Genomic DNA, 272 nt, shown 5'->3' with positions numbered 1-272 from the left:
ATTTAATGTAAACATCCATTCAAACCCATTATTTAAATGGGTTAATAGCATGCCAATAAATGGACCAAATGCTGAACCAAGAACGGCGCTTAAGCTATAATAGCTAATCCCTTCTCCTTTTCGAGAGGGTGGTGTCGTTTGTACGCAAATTGTGCCTGTTGTTGTGGTAACAAGTCCAATTGTGAAGACATGCAGCATGCGGATAAGTAGTAACACCGCAACTCCATAAGCGAAAAAGTAACTAAGCGATACAAGTACAGCTCCTAAAAGAC

General features: G+C 40.1%; 1 protein-coding gene. It reads right to left on the bottom strand.

What is annotated here, in order from left to right:
* On the bottom strand, positions 1-272 hold a 272-nt coding region (locus tag SB764_RS40300; RefSeq protein WP_410866795.1), incomplete at both ends, for an MFS transporter.

Origin of the sequence: Paraburkholderia sp. SIMBA_027 (assembly GCF_046535315.1) — a bacterium.
GTDB classification, from domain to species: domain Bacteria; phylum Pseudomonadota; class Gammaproteobacteria; order Burkholderiales; family Burkholderiaceae; genus Paraburkholderia; species Paraburkholderia tropica.
Note: the sequence above shows the minus strand (reverse complement) of the source record. Positions and strands in the feature narration are given on the sequence as shown.